The sequence below is a fragment of the Nocardioides sp. NPDC092400 genome (assembly GCF_040684155.1).
In the GTDB taxonomy this organism is placed as follows: domain Bacteria; phylum Actinomycetota; class Actinomycetes; order Propionibacteriales; family Nocardioidaceae; genus Nocardioides.
On sequence record NZ_JBFBFJ010000002.1, the window covers coordinates 733,418 to 750,039 of the forward strand.

A 16,622-nucleotide genomic window follows, 5' to 3' on the forward strand; every position below is an offset into this window, starting at 1 on the left:
CGTGGCGCATCAGCACCACGACCGAAGGTTCGCGGAAGCGGACGACCAGCGCAGGTGAGCAGAGCGAGATCCCTCCGAGGATCGCACCACGCCCTGAGCGCCCGCGCTCGGGGCGTTCGTCGTTCCGGGGCCTGACGCGGTGGTCGACACCCGGAAGGAGACCCATGGCGCGGGCAGACAAGCAGGCAGCCGTCGCGGAGATCGTTGAGTCCTTCAACGGTTCCGCCGGTGCTGTGCTGACCGAGTACCGCGGTCTCACCGTGAAGCAGCTGCAGGAACTGCGGCGCTCCCTCGGCGAGAACGCCAACTACGCCGTGGTCAAGAACACGCTGGCCAAGATCGCCGCCACCGAGGTGGGCATCTCCGGCTTCGACGACCTGCTGACCGGTCCGACCGCCATCGCCTTCATCAACGGCGACGTGGTCGAGGCGGCCAAGGGTCTGCGTGACTTTGCCAAGGCCAACCCCACCCTTGTCATCAAGGGTGGCGTCCTGGACGGCAAGCCCCTCGACGCCTCCGAGATCGCCAAGCTGGCGGACCTCGAGTCGCGCGAGGTGCTCCTGGGCAAGCTGGCCGGCGCGATGCTCGCGTCGCTCAGCCAGGCCGTCTACCTCCTCAACGCCCCTCTCGCCCAGGCCGCCCGTCTCGCGGGCGCGCTGCAGGCGAAGGCCGAGGAGGACCCCTCGATCCTCGCAGGTGGTGCCGGCGCGCCGGCCGCCGCCGAGGAGGCCCCGGCTGCCGAGGAGGAGGCCGCTCCGGCCACCGCCGAGGCGGACGAGACCACCGAAGCCTGACCCGGGCTGAGGACCACCACCTGAAACCCGGCCCGGCCGCTGCGACGCGGCGGGCCAACCGATTGGAAAGGTTGCCATCATGGCGAAGCTCACCACCGACGAGCTCCTCGACGCGTTCAAGGAGATGACCCTCATCGAGCTCTCCGAGTTCGTGAAGCAGTTCGAGGACACCTTCGGCGTCACCGCGGCCGCCCCGGTCGCCGTCGCCGCTGCCCCCGCCGCCGGCGGCGCCGCTGGCGGTGCCGACGAGGCCGCTGCCCAGGACGAGTTCGACGTCGTCCTCGAGTCCGCTGGTGACAAGAAGATCAACGTCATCAAGGAGGTCCGCGCCCTGACCTCGCTCGGCCTGAAGGAGGCCAAGGAGCTCGTCGAGTCGGCTCCCAAGGCCATCCTCGAGAAGGTCGACAAGGCTGCCGCGGACAAGGCCAAGGAGGCCCTCGAGGGCGCCGGCGCCACCGTCACCCTCAAGTGACCCCGTCGACCCCCGCCGGGTGACCGGCGAGGGTCGTCGCTCCGGGGCGGCCACCTCCTGCGGGAGGTGGCCGCTTCTTTGCATTTCCCGGCGCGCCCGGCGACGTTCCCGCAGGTCACCGCCGGATCCCGGTCGGAACCGAGGCGATCGTCTCGATTCAGTCTCAGGAGAGATCGGTCACGTGACGCACGTCGCCTCGTCGCGTAACCTCGCCGCGGTAACTCCGTTGTTACTCGTGAGTGGGGAAGCCGTGCGTCCGCCTCGGCCCGTCTCGTCGGGCGCGGCGGACCACTCGGTTCGGGGAGAGGTGCTGGCATGGGCGTGGAGATCAAGGTCGACGACCTCAGCAAGTCGTTCGGCAAGCAGCTGATCTGGGGCGACGTGACGCTGACCGTGCCCGCGGGTGAGATCTGCGTGATGCTCGGCCCCTCCGGCACGGGCAAGTCGGTCTTCCTCAAGACGCTGATCGGGCTGCTGAAGCCCGACAAGGGCTCCGTCGTCATCGAGGGCACCGACATCGCGAGCTGCTCGGAGAAGGAGCTCTACGAGATCCGCAAGCTGTTCGGCGTGCTGTTCCAGGACGGCGCGATGTTCGGCTCGATGAACCTCTACGACAACGTGGCGTTCCCGCTGCGCGAGCACACCAAGAAGTCCGAGTCCGAGGTCCGCGCCATCGTCATGGAGAAGATGGACCTCGTCGGCCTGATCGGCGCCGAGGACAAGCTGCCCGGCGAGATCTCCGGCGGGATGCGCAAGCGGGCCGGCCTCGCCCGCGCGCTGGTGCTGGACCCCGAGATCGTGCTCTTCGACGAGCCGGACTCCGGCCTGGACCCGGTCCGCACCTCGTTCCTGAACCAGCTCATCGTGGACCTGAACGCGCAGATCGACGCGACCTTCCTGATCGTCACCCACGACATCAACACCGCGCGGACGGTGCCGGACAACATCGGCCTGCTCTACCACAAGCACCTGGCGATGTTCGGTCCGCGCGAGATGCTGCTGAGCTCCGAGGAGCCGGTCGTGCGCCAGTTCCTGAACGCGCAGCGCGTGGGCCCGATCGGCATGTCGGAGGAGAAGGACGCCGACGAGCTCGCCGCCGAGGCGGACCAGGAGCTCCCGCCGCTCCCGCCCATCCCGATGCAGCTGGAGCCCTCCAACGGCATCCCGCGCCGCAGCCAGCGCGAGCCGGGCGCGTGGTGCCGCGACAACGGCGTGACGCCCCCTCCCGGATCGTTCGAGGAGAACATGACCATGACGACGGGCGGCTGAGGCACGTTGGCCCAGCTCACCGCCACCCGCGTCCTCAGGCCGGTCGGCACCGCAGGCAAGCTCTTCGCCTTCGGACTCGACGTCGGCCGCGGACTGTTCCGCAGGCCCTTCCAGCTGCGGGAGTTCCTCCAGCAGGCCTGGTTCATCGCCTCGGTCACCATCATCCCGACGGCCCTGGTCGCCATCCCCTTCGGCGCGGTCATCGCGCTGCAGGTCGGCGGCCTGATCAAGCAGTTCGGCGCGCAGTCCTTCACCGGCTCGGCGTCCGTGCTCGCGGTGATCCAGCAGGCCGGCCCGATCGCCACCGCGCTCCTCATCGCGGGCGCCGGCGGATCGGCCATCGCGGCCGACCTCGGCGCGCGCAAGATCCGCGAGGAGCTCGACGCGATGATGGTGCTGGGCATCGACCCGATCCAGCGCCTCGTGGTGCCGCGCGTGCTGGCCTGCATGCTCGTGGCGGTCTTCCTCAACGGCATGGTCAGCGTCGTCGGCGTCGCCGGCGGCTACGTCTTCAACGTCGTGCTGCAGGACGGCACCCCCGGTGCCTACCTCGCCAGCTTCACCGCGCTCGCGCAGCTGCCCGACCTGTGGATCGGCATGGTCAAGGCGCTGGTCTTCGGCTTCATCGCGGCCATCGTCGCGTCGTACAAGGGGATGAGCGCCGGTGGCGGCCCCAAGGGCGTGGGCGACGCGGTCAACGAGTCGGTCGTCATCACGTTCCTGCTCCTGTTCGTCGTCAACTTCGTCCTGAGCACGCTGTACCTCCAGCTCGTGCCACCGAAGACCGGGTGAGGGCGTGGCCAGCATGAAGTCCGTCCTCCAGCGACCGCTGGGCCAGCTCGACACCCTCGGCGGTCAGCTCGCGTTCTACGTGCGCGTCCTCAAGGCGACGCCGCGGTCGGTCACGCGCTACCCGCGCGAGATCATGCGGATCCTCGCCGAGGTCACCCTCGGCTCCGGGGCGCTCGCCGTCATCGGCGGCACCGTCGGCGTCATCATCGGCATGACCTTCTTCACCGGGGCGCAGGTCGGCCTCTCCGGGTACGCCGCGCTGAACCAGCTCGGCACCGCCGCGTTCTCCGGGTTCGTCTCGGCCTACTTCAACACCCGCGAGATCGCCCCGCTCGTCGCCGGCATCGCGCTGGCCGCCACGGTCGGCTGCGGGTTCACCGCCCAGCTCGGCGCCATGCGGATCTCCGAGGAGGTCGACGCCCTCGAGGTGATGGCGATCCCGTCGATGCCGTTCCTCGTGGCCACCCGCGTCATCGGCGGCCTGATCGCGATCGTCCCGCTGTACGTCGTGGGTCTGCTGTCGTCGTACTTCGCCAGCCGGCTGGTGGTGACCCAGTTCTACGGCCAGTCGACCGGCACCTACGACCACTACTTCAACCAGTTCCTGCCACCGGGCGACGTCCTGTGGTCCTTCGGCAAGGTCCTGGTCTTCGCGGTCGTGGTGATCCTCATCCACTGCTACCACGGGTACAACGCCTCCGGCGGGCCCGCGGGCGTGGGGGTGGCCGTGGGCCGCGCCGTCCGCACCAGCATCGTGGCCATCAACGTCATCGACCTGTTCCTGTCGATGGCGATCTGGGGCACCACCACGACCGTGAGACTGGCGGGGTGAGGTCGTGATCCTTCGTCGCACCAAGCTGCTGGGCGTCGCCTTCCTGGCGTTCATCGTGCTGTCGGTCTGGCTCGTCTACGGCATCTTCACCAAGAAGTTCTCCGAGTACGACGAGGTGACCCTGCGGACCTCGTCGATCGGCCTGCAGCTGCCGCAGCGCGCGGACGTCAAGATCCGCGGCGTCATCGTCGGCGAGGTCCTCGACTTCACGTCCGACTCCGACGGCGCCGAGGTCACCCTCGGCCTCTACCAGGGCAAGCGGGACACCATCCCGGCGAACGTCACCGGCTCGATCGTCCCCAAGACCCTCTTCGGCGAGAAGTACGTGTCGCTGGTGATCCCCGAGGACGCCGCCGACGACGCGATCGAGCCGGGCGCGACGATCGAGCGCACCCAGGTCTCCACCGAGGTGGAGGAGGTCCTCTCCGACCTCTACCCGCTGCTGCGCACCGTCCAGCCCGCCCAGCTCAACCGGACCCTGACCGCCATCGCCACCGCGCTCGAGGGCCGGGGCGAGGCGCTGGGCCAGAACCTCGAGACCCTGGACAGCTACCTCAAGCGGATCAACCCGCAGATCCCCCAGCTGGTCGAGGACCTCCGGCTGACCGCCGAGGTCTCCCAGGTCTACTCCGACGTGCTGCCCGAGGTCGGCTCCATCCTGGAGGACACCGTGCTGACGACCGGGACGCTGGAGGACCGCGAGGACAAGCTCAACGCGCTCTTCGACGACGTCACCACCTTCTCCGGCACCGCCCGCGGCTTCCTGGACGAGAACGAGGAGAACCTCATCGAGCTCGGCGAGGTCAGCGAGCCGTTCCTGCGGGCGCTGTCGCGCTACTCCACCGACTTCCCGTGCCTGCTGCGGGGCATCGTCAACGCCGGCAAGCGCCAGGCCGAGGCGTTCCGCGGCTTCGAGCTGCACATCGTGCTCGAGACGCTGCCCAACCAGCCGCGCCCCTACGGCCCCGAGGACAAGCCGGTCTTCAACGACGACCGCGGCCCGAGCAGCTGCCTGCACCTGCCCAACCCGCCCTGGAACCAGGACAACCCCGTGCGCCACCAGCCCGACTTCAACGACGGCGTCGACGAGGCCACCGGCAAAGGCACCTCGCGGGTCGCCCCCGGCTACCTCGGCGGCCCCGGGTACGCCGGCAGCGAGGCCGAGTCGGTCGTGCTCAAGAGCCTGCTGGCACCCGGCCTCGGCACCACGACCGAGTCGGTCGACGACCTGGGTCCGCTGCTGGTCGCGCCCATGGCCCGCGGGGCGGAGGTGTCGGTCCGATGAGCCTGCTCGACAAGCGCACGGCCGGCGACCTCACCAAGCTGCTGGTCTTCATGGTGATCACCGCGCTGGCCACCGGCCTGCTGATCGTCGTGATCGGCAACCTCTCCTTCGGCGCCACGCGCGAGTACAAGGCGGTCTTCGTCGACGCCACCGGCGTCAACAAGGGCGACGACGTCCGCGTGGCCGGCGTCAAGGTCGGCACCGTCCAGGGCATCGACATCGTCGACCGCACCCGTGCGCAGGTGACGTTCTCCGTCGAGGAGGACACCTCGCTCAGCGAGGCCACCAACGCCTCGATCCGTTACCGCAACCTCGTCGGGCAGCGGTACATCTCGCTGAGCCAGGGGATCGGCGCCACCGACGAGCTCGAGGACGGCGCGACGATCCCCGTCGACCGCACGTCGCCGGCGCTGGACCTGACGGTGCTGTTCAACGGCTTCAAGCCGCTGTTCCAGGCGCTCTCGCCCGACGACATCAACAAGCTGTCCTACGAGATCGTCCAGGTCTTCCAGGGGGAGGGCGGCACGCTCGAGGGGCTGCTGGCCAGCACCGCCTCGGTGACCCAGACCCTCGCCGACCGCGACCAGGTCATCGGCGACCTGATCGACAACCTCGACCAGGTGCTCGACCGGCTCGGCGACCGGGACGACCAGCTCTCGGAGCTGATCGTCAACTTCCGGACCTTCGTGGGCGGTCTCAAGACCGACCGGCAGGCGATCCTGTCCTCGCTGGACCAGATCTCCGACCTCTCGGTCGAGACCGCAGGCCTGGTCGAGGGCATCCGGACCCCGTTCATCGAGGACATCAAGCAGCTGCGCCGGGTCACCGGGAACATCGACGCCAACAAGGCCGAGCTCGACCGGGCCCTGCAGGTGCTGCCGATCAAGCTCAACAAGGTCGGCCGGACGGCGACGTACGGCTCGTTCTTCAACTTCTACCTGTGCCACTTCCAGGGACGGATCCGGCTGCCCGCGAACATCTCGATCCCGCTGACCTACTCCGTCGGCTCCGAGAGGTGTGACCTCGGATGAAGCCCTTCCGCGAGCGCAACCCGGTGATCATCGGCCTGGTCAGCATCCTGGTGCTGGTCGCGCTGCTGATGGCCGCGTTCCGCGCCCAGGACCTGCCGATCATCGGCGGGGGCGAGACCTACCACGCCCGCTTCGCCGAGGCCGGCGGCCTCAAGGCCGACGACGAGGTCCGCATCGCCGGCGTCCGCGTCGGCAAGGTGGAGAGCGTCGAGCTGCGCGACGGCGAGGTCGACGTGACGTTCAAGATCAAGACCGACTCCGACTTCGGCGACCTGACCCAGGCCTCGATCCGGGTCAAGACGCTGCTGGGCTCGATGTTCCTGGCGCTCGAGCCGGCGGGCGAGGGCCAGCTGGAGGCCGGCGCCACCATCCCGCAGGGGCGGACCACCTCGCCGTACGACGTCGTCGAGGCGTTCGAGGGCCTGGCCGAGACCTCCGCGGACATCGACACCGACCAGCTGGCGGCCTCGCTCACCACGCTGGCCGACCTCACCCGGAACACGCCTACGGAGTTCCGCGAGGCCCTCGACGGGGTCTCGGCGCTCTCCGAGACGGTCGCGTCGCGCGACACCCAGATCAACTCGCTGCTGAAGAACCTGCGGCGGGTCTCCTCGGTGCTCGACGAGCGCGACGGCGACCTGGTCAGCCTGATGAAGGACGCCGACGTGCTGTTCCGGGCGCTCGTCCAGCGCCGCCAGTCGGTGCACCGGCTGCTGGTCTCGACCTCGACCCTCTCCGAGGAGCTCACCGCTCTGGTCCGCGGCACCCGCGCGGACCTGGCGCCGGCCCTGTCGAACCTCGAGAGCGTGGTCGGCGTGCTGACCAAGAACGAGGACAACATCGACAACAGCCTGCGGCTGATGGCGCCGTTCTACCGCGTCTTCGCCAACACCCTGGGCGGCGGACCGTGGTTCGACACCTACATCCAGAACCTCCCGCCCGTCCCCGACCTCGCGAACGGAGGTGGCCTCGGATGACGCTGCTCAAGCGGGCGCTCGTGCCCCTGCTGCTGCTCGTGCTGGTGGTCTTCTTCGCGGTCACGGTCCTCGGCGGGTCGGAGACCAAGACGCTGGTCGCCAAGTTCCCCCGAGCGATCTCCATCTACGAGGGCAGCGACGTCCGCGTGCTGGGCGTGCCGGTCGGCGAGGTGGAGTCGGTCGAGCCGACAGGCACCAGCGTCGAGGTCACGATGCGCTACGACGGCGACGTCAAGCTGCCCACCGACGCCGACGCGGTCATCGTGGCGCCGTCGATCGTGGGCGACCGCTACATCCAGCTGACCCCGGCGTACGACGGCGGCGACACGCTCGCCGACGGGACCGTGCTCGACGTGGGGCGCACCGAGGTGCCGATCGAGCTCGACGACATCTACTCCAGCCTCGACGACCTGACCGTGGCGCTCGGCCCGAACGGCGCGAACCGCGAGGGTGCGCTCACCGACCTGCTCGAGGTGACCGCCGAGAACTTCGGCGGCGAGGGCGCCAAGCTGAACCAGACGATCAAGGACTTCGGTCGGTTCTCCACCACGCTGGACGACAACAAGGAGGAGCTCTTCGGCTCCCTCGGGGAGCTCGAGGGCTTCATCGGCACCCTGGCCCGCAACGACAAGACGGTGCGCGACTTCAACCAGTCGCTGGGCTCGGTCTCGACCGTGCTGGCGGGGGAGCGCGAGGAGCTCACCGCGGCGCTGCGCAACCTGTCGGTGGCGCTCGGGCAGGTCGGCGACTTCGTCAAGACCAACCGGGAGTCGCTGGGCCGCAACATCACCGGCCTGAACCGCGTCGCCAAGGTGCTGGTCAAGCAGCGCACCGCGCTCGACGAGACCCTCGCCAACGCCCCGCTGGCGCTGAACAACCTGGCCCTGGCCTACAACCCGCAGGCCGGCACGCTGGACACGAACGCCAACATCGGCAACATCGCCGACGAGCTGATCAACGACCCCTCGATCTTCCTGTGCAGCCTGGTCAACCAGGTCGACGACAGCGAGTCGCTGTGCGGCCTGATCGACTCCATCCTGCCGCGCTCGGCGCCGTTCGGCGCCGGCACCGGGTCGTCCTCGGGCAAGCGGTTCGACCTGACCCTCGGTGGGCTCGTGGAGGTGACCGGATGAGGCTGCGGAGGCTGACCCGCGCGGTCGTGGCCGTCGCGCTCGGCTCGGTGCTGCTGACCGGCTGCGACTTCGACGTCTACGAGCTGCCGCTGCCCGGCGGCACCGACACCGGCTCGGACCCGATGACCCTGACGGTGGAGTTCACCGACGTCCTCGACCTGGTGCCGCAGTCCACGGTCAAGGTCAACGACGTGAGCGTCGGCAAGGTGACCGACGTGGCGCTGGAGGGGGAGACCGCCGTGGTCACCCTCGAGCTGCGCGACGACACCGAGCTGCCCGCGAACGCGCGCGCCGAGATCCGCCAGACCAGCCTGCTCGGCGAGAAGTTCGTCTCCCTCGAGGCGCCCGAGGAGGGCGCCAGCACCCAGACCATCGCCGACGGCGACGAGATCCCGCTCGAGCGCACGGGCCGCAACCCCGAGGTCGAGGAGGTGCTCGGCGCGCTGAGCCTGGTCCTCAACGGCGGTGGCATCGCCCAGCTCAAGACGATCGCCGGCGAGCTGAACCTGGCCCTCGAGGGCCGCGAGGACTCCGCCCGCTCCGTGCTGACCCAGGTCCGCACGCTGGTGGGCACCCTGGACGAGAACAAGGCCGACATCGTGGCGGCCATCGAGTCGGTCAACCAGCTGGCCATCGACGTCGACGAGCAGCAGGACACCATCGACCTCGCCCTCGACGAGCTCCCCAGCGCGCTGGTGTCCCTCGACAAGCAGCGCGGCGACCTGGTCAAGATGCTCCGGGCGCTCGACGACCTCGGCGACGTCGGGGTGCGGGTCATCAAGGCATCCAAGGACGCCACGATCGAGTCGGTCCGCCAGCTGCAGCCGGTCCTGACCCAGCTCGCGAACTCGGGCGACGCCCTGGTCGACGCCTTCCACGTCTTCCTGACCTACCCGTTCGTCGACGAGGTCGTGGGCCGGGACCCGCAGGTCGCCCGCAACCTGCACATGGGCGACTACACCAACCTGTCCGCCGAGCTCGACATCGACCTGCGCGGCGGCACCACGGGTCTCCCGACCTCGCTGCCGACCCTGCTGCCGACCGAGCTCGACCCCACCGCGGTGGTCGGCAACGTGCTCAAGTGCCTGCAGAGCCTCGACCTGGGCAGCAAGGCGTGCCAGAAGGTGCTCTCCAACGTCCAGCTGCTGCTCGAGCTGCGCGAGGAGTGCCAGAAGCCGAAGAACAAGAACACCGTCGTCTGCTCGGCGCTGAACCAGATCCCGGGCCTCCCGCTCCCGCTCGGTGGCGACGCCGACGGCAACGGTGACGGCGGAGGCCTCGGTGCCATCGGTGACCTGCTCGGCCTCCCGCGCGCGCCGTTCGGACCCAGCGCCGGGTCCGGCACCGGGTCCGGGGGGAGCGCCGCGGCCGACCGCGGTCCCACCATGGGCCAGCTGGCCGCGGTCTACGACCCGGCGCTCGTCACCCTGCTCGTCCCGTCGCTGGTGCAGAGGAAGGTCGCGCAGTGATCACCCGCCGTACCAAGATCCAGCTGCTGGTCTTCGTCGTCATCACCCTCGTCGGCGTCAGCTTCGTCGGGGCCCGCTACGCCCGGCTGGACCGGCTGGTCATCGACGACGCCTACACCGTCGTCGCGCACTTCGAGGAGTCCGGCGGCATCTTCCCCGGCGGCGAGGTGACCTACCGGGGCGTGGGCGTCGGCAGCGTCGACAAGCTCGTCCTCACCGGCTCCGGCGTCGACGTCCACCTCGAGATCGACAACGAGTACGACGAGATCCCGGCCGACAGCCTGGCGCTGGTCGGCAACCGCTCCGCGGTCGGCGAGCAGTACGTCGAGCTGCAGCCGAAGGTCGACGAGGGGCCGCTCCTCGAGGACGGCTCGGAGATCGACGTCGACGACACCCGGACCCCGATCCGGACCGAGAAGCTGCTGACCGACATCTCCGACACCGCCTCCTCGGTCGACCAGGAGGCGCTGCGCACGACCGTCGACGAGCTCGGCACCGCCTTCGACGGCACCGGCCGGGACCTCCAGCGGATCATCGACACCGGCAACTCCTTCATCCGGGAGGCGAACGCCAACTTCGACCTGACCACCTCGCTGATCCGCGACAGCAACACGGTGCTCGGCACCCAGCTCGACACCCAGAGCGCGCTGCGCACCTTCGCCTCCCAGCTCTCGCTGTTCAGCGGCTCGCTGGCCGGGGCGGACCAGGACCTGCGCCGGCTGATCGACACCGGCTCGGCCACCGCCACCCAGCTGCGCACCTTCCTGGAGCAGAACGAGGTCGAGCTCGGGGACCTGATCAACAACCTGGTCACCACCGGGCAGGTCACCGTCCGCCACCTCGACGGCATCAAGCAGCTGCTCGTCATCTACCCCTACGTCGTCGAGGGCGGGTTCACCGTGGTCTCGAAGACCCCCGAGACCGGCCTGTACGACGCGCACTTCGGCCTCGTGCTCACGACCAAGAAGGTCTGCCGCGCCGGGTACGAGGGCACCGACCGGCGGGTCCCGCAGGACGGCGAGAACCGGCCGGTCAACGAGCAGGCACGCTGCGCCGAGCCGGCCGCGGTGGCCAACGCGCGTGGCGCCCAGAACCTCGACAAGCCGGCCGGTGCCACCTACCGCGCGCCGGTCGTGGCCTCCTACGACCAGGAGACCGGTGAGCTGACCTGGGGCGACCGGGCCGCGTCGAGGCAGGCGCCGGCCAGTAGCGTGGCGCCCTCGACGCTCGGAGAGGACTCGTGGAAGTGGCTGTACCTCGCACCGCTGATGGCACCGCAGAGGTGAACGACGACCCGACCACCGGCACCGCCAGCGACCCGACGGCTGACGCGAGCCACCAGGCCGACGGTCAGCCGGACGCCACCGGCAGCCGGTTCCGGGTGGTCCTGCTGCTCGTGCTGGCCGCGGTCCTGGTCGTCGGCCTGGTCGCCTCCGCCGTCCTCGGCGGGCTGCGAGCGACGGGCGCGATCGGTGACGACTCCGACGGGGTCCAGCAGGAGCGCGAGGCCGTGATGGCCCAGGCCCGGCAGTTCATGCTGCGCCTGAACACCTACGGCCCCGACCTCCTCGAGGGCGAGCAGATGCCGGAGTACCGCGAGCTGGTCAGCGAGGTCATCACCCCCAAGTTCCGCACCTCCTTCGAGCAGGGCGTCGCGGCGGCGGAGTCGACCGTCGCCGAGGCGGCCGTCGGTCGCGAGGCCGAGGTGTTCTCCGCGGGCGTCTCCGACCTCGACGGCGACAAGGCCACGGCGCTGGTCGCCGGCTCCTTCACCAACAGCTACCCGCGCGACGCGCGCAAGCCCGACGGCCCCCGGGTCGACGACGAGCCGGTCGTCTTCCGGGTCCAGGTCGAGCTGGTCCGCAGCGACGGCACGTGGCTCGTCGACGACTTCGACCCCGTGGTCGCCGAGGAGGACGCCGGCCAGGCGCCCGCCCCGGTCCCGAGCCCCGGCGCGAGCGGAGGGAGCACCCCGTGACCCCCAGCTGGTACGACGTCCTCGGCGTCGAGCCGGCCGCGTCCGAGGCCGAGATCCGCGCGGCCTGGAAGGCCGCGATCGCCGACCTCGACCCGACCGACCGCAGGTTCCGCTCGGCCAACCAGGCCGCCGAGGTGCTCCTCGACCCCGACCGCCGCGCCGTGCACGACGCGCAGCTCGCGGCCGAGGAGCCCGAGCCCGCGCACGAGGCCGACCCGGTGACCGCGAGCCCGGCCCCGACGACCCCCACCACCGCGACCACCACGACGACGACCGACGGGGGAGCGGACACCCGGCCGACCGCCGGCCGGGCCCCACGCGTGGTGCCGGGCTGGCTGCTGGCGGTCGTCGCCGTCCTGGCCGCCGCCTCGGTGGGCCTGGCCGCCTGGCTGGCCGCCGACGTCCGCGGCGACGGCGAGTCGGTCGAGGACGCCACCCAGGCCGCGCAGTCGACCGCGGAGCGGGTCATCGTGCCGGTGCTCTCCTTCGACTACCGCAACCTCGAGGAGGACCAGGCGAGGGCGCGCTCGTACCTCACGCCGGCCTACCGCGAGGAGTACGACAAGCTCTTCGGGGTCATCAGCGACAACGCGCCGAGCACCCGGACGGTCGTGACCGGCGAGGTGCTGGGCTCCGGCCTGGTGCGCACCGACGACGAGGGCACCCGCGTCGACGTCCTGCTCTTCGTGGACCGGAGCACCCAGCGCAAGGACCTCGCGCAGCCCCAGGTGAGCTACGACCAGGTCACCGTGACCATGGTCGAGCGCGACGGCGACTGGCTCGTCGACGGCCTGGACACCACGCCGCTGGACTGAGCGCCGGGCCGGACCGGCGGTGGTGCTTGACCCGATGGGTCCCACGACGCATCATCGTCGGGACGCTCGTCGAGCAGACGCACGCAGCCATTGTGGCGTGCCCGGACTTCGTGTATCGTAGCGCTTTGCGCCTGCCCTCAGATGCATTTCGGCCTGCCCGGTGGCTGATCTAGTGGGGGGCTCGGGCGCCACTCTGGCAGCGATCCTCGAAGGACACCTCTTGGCCGCGCGCACCACCTCTGGCAACCCCCGCCGCATCTCGTTCAACAAGATCCAGGACCCGATCGAGGTCCCGCAGCTCCTCTCCCTGCAGACCGACAGCTTCGACTGGCTGATCGGCAACGACAAGTGGAACGCCGCCGTCGAGCGCCGGCGTGCCGAGGGCGAGGACGTCTCGAGCAAGTCCGGTCTGCAGGAGATCTTCGAGGAGATCTCGCCGATCGAGGACTTCTCCGAGACGATGTCGCTCTCGTTCGAGAACCCTGTGTTCTACGACCCGAAGTACACGGTCGACGAGTGCAAGGAGAAGGACTTCACCTACTCCGCCCCGCTCTACGTCTCCGCCGAGTTCACCAACAACGACACCGGTGAGATCAAGGGCCAGACGGTCTTCATGGGCGACTTCCCGCTCATGACCGACAAGGGCACGTTCATCATCAACGGCACCGAGCGTGTCGTCGTCAGCCAGCTCGTCCGGTCCCCGGGCGTCTACTTCGAGCGCTCGGCCGACAAGACGTCCGACAAGGACATCTACACCGCCAAGATGATCCCCAGCCGCGGCGCCTGGCTGGAGTTCGAGATCGACAAGCGCGACCTGGTCGGCGTCCGCCTCGACCGCAAGCGCAAGCAGAACGTCACGGTGCTGCTCAAGGCGCTCGGCATGACGACCGAGCAGATCCTCGAGGAGTTCCGCCGTCCCGACGGCTCGGTCTACGAGTCGATCGAGCTGACCCTGGAGAAGGACAACACCCAGGCGCAGGACGACGCGCTGCTCGACATCTACCGCAAGCTGCGCCCGGGCGAGCCGCCGACGCGCGAGGCGGCGCAGACGCTGCTGAACAACTACTACTTCAACCCCAAGCGCTACGACCTCGCCAAGGTCGGCCGCTACAAGATCAACAAGAAGCTCGGCCTGACCGAGGCCTTCGACCAGCAGACGCTGACGATCGACGACATCGTCGCCGCGATCAAGTACATCGTCGCGCTGCACGACGGCCAGGAGCAGCTCGAGGCGCCCCAGGGTGCGCTCGACATCAGCGCCGACGACATCGACCACTTCGGCAACCGCCGCATGCGCACGGTGGGCGAGCTGATCCAGAACCAGCTCCGCACCGGTCTGGCGCGCATGGAGCGGGTGGTCCGCGAGCGGATGACGACCCAGGACGTCGAGGCCATCACGCCGCAGTCCCTGATCAACATCCGTCCGGTCGTCGCGGCGCTGAAGGAGTTCTTCGGCACCTCGCAGCTCTCGCAGTTCATGGACCAGACCAACCCGATCGCCGGCCTGACGCACAAGCGTCGCCTCTCGGCGCTCGGCCCCGGTGGTCTGTCCCGTGACCGCGCCGGCATGGAGGTCCGCGACGTCCACCCGTCGCACTACGGCCGCATGTGCCCGATCGAGACCCCGGAAGGCCCGAACATCGGCCTGATCGGCTCGCTCGCGTCCTACGGCCGGATCAACCCCTTCGGGTTCGTCGAGACGCCGTACCGCAAGGTCGAGGACGGTCGGGTCACCGACCAGATCGACTACCTCACCGCGGATGACGAGGACCGCTACGTCATCGCCCAGGCGAACGCCGCCATGGACGAGGACGGCCGGTTCGTCGAGGAGCGCGTGCTGGTCCGTCAGCGCGACGGCGAGGTCTCCGAGATCCTCGCCGCCGAGGTCGACTACATGGACGTCTCGCCGCGCCAGATGGTCTCGGTCGCGACCGCCCTGATCCCGTTCCTCGAGCACGACGACGCCAACCGCGCGCTCATGGGCGCCAACATGCAGCGTCAGGCCGTCCCGCTCATCACGAGCGACAGCCCGCTGGTGGGCACGGGCATCGAGTACCGCGCCGCCGTCGACGCCGGTGACGTGGTCACCGCGACGAAGGCCGGTGTGGTCAAGCAGGTCTCCGCCGACATCGTCGAGACGATGAACGACGACGGCAGCTACTCGACGTACCGCCTGGCGAAGTTCCGCCGCTCCAACCAGGGCACCTGCATCAACCAGCGCCCGCTGGTGAGCGAGGGTGACCGGCTCGAGGTCGGCAGCCCGATCGCCGACGGCCCGTGCACCGACGACGCCGAGATGGCGCTGGGCACCAACCTGCTCGTGGCGTTCATGCCGTGGCAGGGCCACAACTACGAGGACGCGATCATCCTCAGCCAGCGCCTGGTGCAGGAGGACGTCCTCACCTCGATCCACATCGAGGAGCACGAGGTCGACGCCCGCGACACCAAGCTCGGCCCCGAGGAGATCACCCGGGACATCCCGAACGTCTCCGAGGAGATGCTGGCCGACCTCGACGAGCGCGGCATCATCCGCATCGGCGCCGAGGTCACCACCGGTGACATCCTCGTCGGCAAGGTGACGCCGAAGGGCGAGACCGAGCTGACCCCCGAGGAGCGCCTGCTCCGCGCGATCTTCGGCGAGAAGGCGCGCGAGGTGCGCGACACCTCGATGAAGGTCCCGCACGGCGAGTCGGGCACCGTCATCGGCGTCCGGGTCTTCGACCGCGAGGAGGGCGACGAGCTGCCGCCGGGCGTGAACCAGCTGGTCCGCGTCTACGTCGCGCAGAAGCGCAAGATCTCCGTCGGCGACAAGCTCGCCGGTCGCCACGGCAACAAGGGCGTCATCGCGAAGATCCTGCCGATCGAGGACATGCCGTTCATGGAGGACGGCACCCCGGTCGACGTCGTGCTGAACCCCCTCGGTGTCCCGCGACGGATGAACATCGGCCAGATCCTCGAGCTCCACCTCGGCTGGCTCGCCAAGCAGGGTTGGGACCTCAACCTCTCCGGCGACCCGGACAGCTCGGAGTGGAAGCAGCGCCTGATCAAGATCGGCGTCGACAAGGCCGACCCGAACACCAAGGTCGCGACCCCGGTGTTCGACGGTGCTCGCGAGGACGAGATCACGGGCCTGCTCGGCTCGACGATCCCCAACCGCGACGGCGTGCGGATGATCGACGAGTCCGGCAAGGCGAACCTGTTCGACGGCCGCTCCGGCGAGCCGTTCCCGGACCCGGTCTCGGTCGGCTACATGTACATCCTCAAGCTGCACCACCTCGTGGACGACAAGATCCACGCGCGCAGCACCGGCCCCTACTCGATGATCACGCAGCAGCCCCTGGGCGGAAAGGCCCAGTTCGGCGGCCAGCGGTTCGGCGAGATGGAGGTCTGGGCGATGGAGGCGTACGGCGCCGCCTACGCCCTGCAGGAGCTGCTCACGATCAAGTCCGACGACGTGCCTGGTCGCGTCAAGGTCTACGAGGCGATCGTCAAGGGCGAGAACATCCCCGACTCGGGCATCCCGGAGTCGTTCAAGGTGCTCGTCAAGGAGATGCAGTCGCTCTGCCTGAACGTCGAGGTGCTCAGCCAGGACGGTTCGCAGATCGAGCTCCGTGACGCCGAGGAGGACGTCTTCCGCGCCGCCGAGGAGCTCGGCATCGACCTGTCGCGTCGCGAGCCCAGCTCGGTCGAAGAAGTCTGAGGTGCGTGGCCGGCGCGCGGGAGCGCGCCGGCCCCCCTCGGTCCACAGCTTGATTTCCAGAACTAACGAAGGACA

14 protein-coding genes are annotated in these 16,622 nt (G+C 69.5%); all 14 read left to right on the forward strand.

Translation table 11 applies throughout. From position 1 onward, the window contains the following. The first annotated feature begins 164 nt into the window (after nucleotides 1–164). The 14 genes from rplJ (at nucleotide 165) to rpoB (ending at nucleotide 16,547) form a co-directional block, all read left to right on the forward strand. Nucleotides 165–794, forward strand: coding sequence for a 50S ribosomal protein L10 (rplJ, locus tag AB0N29_RS11015; protein WP_302269605.1), 630 nt, complete (start codon nucleotides 165–167; stop codon nucleotides 792–794). 79 nt (nucleotides 795–873) lie between these two features. Then, entirely contained in the window at nucleotides 874–1,266 is a 393-nt protein-coding gene (gene rplL, locus AB0N29_RS11020) for a 50S ribosomal protein L7/L12 (protein ID WP_302269606.1), read from the forward strand. Nucleotides 1,267–1,581: 315 nt separating this feature from the next. Then, complete coding sequence (locus AB0N29_RS11025; protein WP_364866590.1) at nucleotides 1,582–2,535, forward strand: ABC transporter ATP-binding protein; 954 nt, start codon at nucleotides 1,582–1,584, stop codon at nucleotides 2,533–2,535. A 6-nt stretch (nucleotides 2,536–2,541) separates the two neighbouring features. Beyond that, nucleotides 2,542–3,327 carry an ABC transporter permease gene (locus AB0N29_RS11030; protein ID WP_302269610.1) on the forward strand — a complete coding sequence of 262 codons (786 nt, stop codon included), beginning with the start codon at nucleotides 2,542–2,544 and terminating at the stop codon, nucleotides 3,325–3,327. 13 nt (nucleotides 3,328–3,340) lie between these two features. Continuing rightward, the gene (locus AB0N29_RS11035; RefSeq protein WP_364866595.1) at nucleotides 3,341–4,159 is read left to right on the forward strand and encodes an ABC transporter permease; all 819 of its coding nucleotides are present in this window, start codon (nucleotides 3,341–3,343) and stop codon (nucleotides 4,157–4,159) included. A gap of 4 nt (nucleotides 4,160–4,163) precedes the next feature. After that, complete coding sequence (locus AB0N29_RS11040) at nucleotides 4,164–5,444, forward strand: MCE family protein (RefSeq protein WP_364866597.1); 1,281 nt, start codon at nucleotides 4,164–4,166, stop codon at nucleotides 5,442–5,444. Next, entirely contained in the window at nucleotides 5,441–6,475 is a 1,035-nt protein-coding gene (locus AB0N29_RS11045) for an MlaD family protein (protein ID WP_364866599.1), read from the forward strand. The genes AB0N29_RS11040 and AB0N29_RS11045 overlap by 4 nt, the downstream gene beginning before the upstream one ends. Then, a complete protein-coding gene (locus tag AB0N29_RS11050) occupies nucleotides 6,472–7,452 on the forward strand; it encodes an MCE family protein (protein WP_364866601.1) in 981 nt (326 codons plus the stop codon). Before AB0N29_RS11045 ends, AB0N29_RS11050 begins: the two co-directional genes overlap by 4 nt. After that, complete coding sequence (locus tag AB0N29_RS11055; RefSeq protein ID WP_364866603.1) at nucleotides 7,449–8,585, forward strand: MCE family protein; 1,137 nt, start codon at nucleotides 7,449–7,451, stop codon at nucleotides 8,583–8,585. Before AB0N29_RS11050 ends, AB0N29_RS11055 begins: the two co-directional genes overlap by 4 nt. Then, the gene (locus tag AB0N29_RS11060; protein ID WP_302269617.1) at nucleotides 8,582–10,054 is read left to right on the forward strand and encodes an MCE family protein; all 1,473 of its coding nucleotides are present in this window, start codon (nucleotides 8,582–8,584) and stop codon (nucleotides 10,052–10,054) included. The genes AB0N29_RS11055 and AB0N29_RS11060 overlap by 4 nt, the downstream gene beginning before the upstream one ends. Next, nucleotides 10,051–11,340, forward strand: a complete 1,290-nt coding sequence (locus AB0N29_RS11065; protein WP_364866606.1) for an MlaD family protein — start codon at nucleotides 10,051–10,053, stop codon at nucleotides 11,338–11,340. Before AB0N29_RS11060 ends, AB0N29_RS11065 begins: the two co-directional genes overlap by 4 nt. Next, on the forward strand, nucleotides 11,337–12,032 hold the full coding sequence (locus AB0N29_RS11070) for a hypothetical protein (protein WP_302269619.1): 696 nt from the start codon (nucleotides 11,337–11,339) through the stop codon (nucleotides 12,030–12,032). Before AB0N29_RS11065 ends, AB0N29_RS11070 begins: the two co-directional genes overlap by 4 nt. Continuing rightward, nucleotides 12,029–12,847, forward strand: a complete 819-nt coding sequence (locus AB0N29_RS11075; protein ID WP_364866608.1) for a DnaJ domain-containing protein — start codon at nucleotides 12,029–12,031, stop codon at nucleotides 12,845–12,847. The genes AB0N29_RS11070 and AB0N29_RS11075 overlap by 4 nt, the downstream gene beginning before the upstream one ends. Nucleotides 12,848–13,067: 220 nt before the next feature. Then, nucleotides 13,068–16,547 (forward strand): DNA-directed RNA polymerase subunit beta, encoded by a 3,480-nt coding sequence (rpoB, locus tag AB0N29_RS11080; RefSeq protein ID WP_302269621.1) that lies wholly within the window; start codon nucleotides 13,068–13,070, stop codon nucleotides 16,545–16,547. Nucleotides 16,548–16,622: the final 75 nt, after the last annotated feature.